The organism is Microbacterium sp. HMWF026 (genome assembly GCF_003061325.1).
Taxonomy (GTDB): domain Bacteria; phylum Actinomycetota; class Actinomycetes; order Actinomycetales; family Microbacteriaceae; genus Microbacterium; species Microbacterium testaceum_E.
In genome coordinates this window covers 1-2,527 of the sequence record NZ_QAJB01000452.1, presented here as the reverse complement: position 1 = coordinate 2,527, position 2,527 = coordinate 1, and the positions used below count along the sequence as shown (strand labels likewise).

Sequence of the window (2,527 nt, the reverse complement as noted above, 5' to 3'; positions counted from 1 at the left end):
CGCGAGCGCGGCCGCGGTCCCGGCTCCCACCACCGCGCGGGGTGCGACGGCGTCCAGCCGCGCGGCCAGGGCGGCGATGCGCGTGCCGCCACGACCTGGGCGACAGCCCTGGCCGCGATGGGGGTCCCCACCGACACGATCACGGTGCGGACGCTGCCCGGTCGCGGCGGCACGCGCATCGCCGCCCTGGCCGCGCGGCTGGACGCCGTCGCACCCCGCGCGGTGGTGGGAGCCGGGACCGCGGCCGCGCTCGCGGCGCTGGCGGCGCGCGAGCTGACCACCCGGCCGCCGGCGGTCGTGGCGAGCGAGCACGCGTCGCTCGTCGCACGTCGACGCAGCCGCGTCCCCGCCGTACGCATCGGTGCGCTCCAGGCGCGCCGTCGCTACCGCTCGGCCGACGTCGTGATCGCCTCGTCGCACGCGCTCGCCGCCGAGATCAACGCCGGGTGCGGGGTTCCGGCCAGCCGCAGTCTGATCGTCCCGCCGCCCGTGGCCGACGTCGTGTCGACCGAGGGTGTCCGCGCGGCGCGCGTGATCGGCACGGCGCGCGGGCTGACCGTCGTCGTGGCGGGGGACCTCTCCGCCGCGAACGATCCGCTGCGCGTCGTCGCGGCGGCCGGCGAGCTCGACCGACGCGGGATCGCGGTCGAGCTCGTCGTGCGCCCCGGCGGCGCGCTGTCCGAGACGGTGCGCCGCGCCGCGGTGTCGCACGGCCTCGCGATGCGCGCCGACGACGGGGCGTGGGGGCCGAGCGCGGTCGTGGTGCTCGGCGCCACCAGCGCCGGTTTCGGTGCCGAGCTCGTCCGCGCCGCCGCGCGCGGGGTGCCCGCGGTGGCGGTGTCGACCGCGCTCGGGGTGGCGGATGCCATCGTCCCCGGCGTCACGGGTGAACTCGCCGTCGCGGGGGATGCGGTCGCGCTGGCCGACGCGATCATCGCGGCCTCGCGCCTCGAGGTGGCCGGCGTCGACGACTGGCTCGCGCGGTTCGCGCCGGCATCCAGTGCTCGTCTGCTGCTGCGGGCGGTCGATCTGGCCGTGGCGCACGCCGACGCGGGACGGGCCGTTCCGGCATGACGCGGCGCGCTTCTCGCGCGCTGATCGGCGTCGTCCTGACCGCCGGGGTGGTGCTCGCCGGGTGCGCCCCCGGGCCGCGTCCCGACGTCGTGCCGGTACCCGCCGACGCCTTCGACGCCTACCTCGACGGCGCCCCGTACCTGCGCGGCGTCAACCTCTACGGTCATGTGCTCGGCGGTGCGGGGGCCGATCCGGGGGCTGCGAACGAACCCGACGCGAGCTACGCCTTCCTCGCGTCTCGCGGGGTCGACATCGTGCGTCTCGCCGTGCCGTGGCAGCGCCTGCAGGTCATCCCCGCCGGGGGGTCCGCCCTCGACGGCCTCGCCCAGCCGATCGACACGGCGTACCTGGATGCCATCGCCGCCGAGGTGCGGACGGCGTGGGGCCACGGCATCCGCACCGTCGTCGACCTGCACAACGGCTGCACTTACCCGTGGGGAGCGGGGCCCGAGATCCCAGGCAGCGTGCGGTGCGGCGACGGCATCACCGAGGACCACGTCACGACGGTCTGGACGGCTCTCGCGGGGCGGCTCCGGGACGAACCCGGGGTGGCCGCGTACGACGTGTTCAACGAACCGCGGTGGTCGGTGGGCATCGACGTGTACAAGCACTACGCGCAGGTGGGGGTGGATGCCATCCGCTCCACCGGCGCGACCCAGCCGGTGTGGGTCGAGGGGATCCTCAGCGACGAGCGGGGGCGGCTGGCCGCGATCGCCCCCGACGGACCGTGGATCGTCGACCCGACGGGACGGGTGATCTACTCGGAGCACTTCTACGCCGACGCGTCGGGGCCGGCGTACGCCGACATCGAGGACCCCGATCGCGTGCTCGACCGCCTGCGCACCTTCGGCGACTGGTGCGCACAGTGGCAGGTGCGGTGTGCGGTCGGCGAGGTGGGATGGCCCTCGGGCGGCGAGGGCGGCGCCACCACGGCGGCCGACGGCGAGCGCTGGAACACCCTGTTCGACCGGTTCTACGACCTGGCCGACGATTACGGCCTCGACGTCACCTACTTCGGCGCGACGAGCGCCCGCACGGTCGGCACCCTGCTGGCGTACGTGTCGAGCGAACCCGGGATGCCGTCGCCCACGGGGATCGACACGGCGCTGTCGCAGGCGCGGGTGATCGAGGCACACCTCTCGCCGAGGTGAGCCCCGCCGCCCTCAGTTGGCGATCGTCAGGCTGACGGCCGTCGAGGTCGCGGTGTTGCCCGCGGCGTCGGTGGCCTTGGCCGTGATCGGGTAGGTGGCGTTGCGGACGTTGCGGGTGTCGTAGGCCGCGCGCCACTCGGTCGCCGTGACCTGCGTCGCCACCGCGAGGCGGTTGGTGCCCGCCCAGACGGTGACGCCGGTGACGCCGACCTGGTCGGTGGCCGAGACGCGGATCGTTACGACCCCCGACACCGAGGTGCCCGAGGTGGGCGAGATGATCGCGACGGTCGGCGCCGTCGTGT

Annotated in this window: 3 protein-coding genes; 2 read left to right on the top strand and 1 reads right to left on the bottom strand. The window is 75.6% G+C overall.

Annotated elements, in window-relative coordinates:
* Both DBR36_RS16400 and DBR36_RS16395 read left to right on the top strand, forming a co-directional pair.
* The coding region (locus DBR36_RS16400) for a glycosyltransferase (RefSeq protein WP_219927679.1) at positions 1–1,074 on the top strand (1,074 nt) is incomplete at its 5' end.
* Positions 1,071–2,225, top strand: coding sequence for a glycoside hydrolase family 5 protein (locus tag DBR36_RS16395; protein ID WP_108320762.1), 1,155 nt, complete (start codon positions 1,071–1,073; stop codon positions 2,223–2,225). The genes DBR36_RS16400 and DBR36_RS16395, both read left to right, overlap by 4 nt.
* Before the next feature lie 12 nt (positions 2,226–2,237).
* Here DBR36_RS16395 and DBR36_RS17965 read toward each other — a convergent pair.
* On the bottom strand, positions 2,238–2,527 hold a 290-nt coding region (locus tag DBR36_RS17965; RefSeq protein ID WP_181373656.1), incomplete at its 5' end, for an Ig-like domain-containing protein.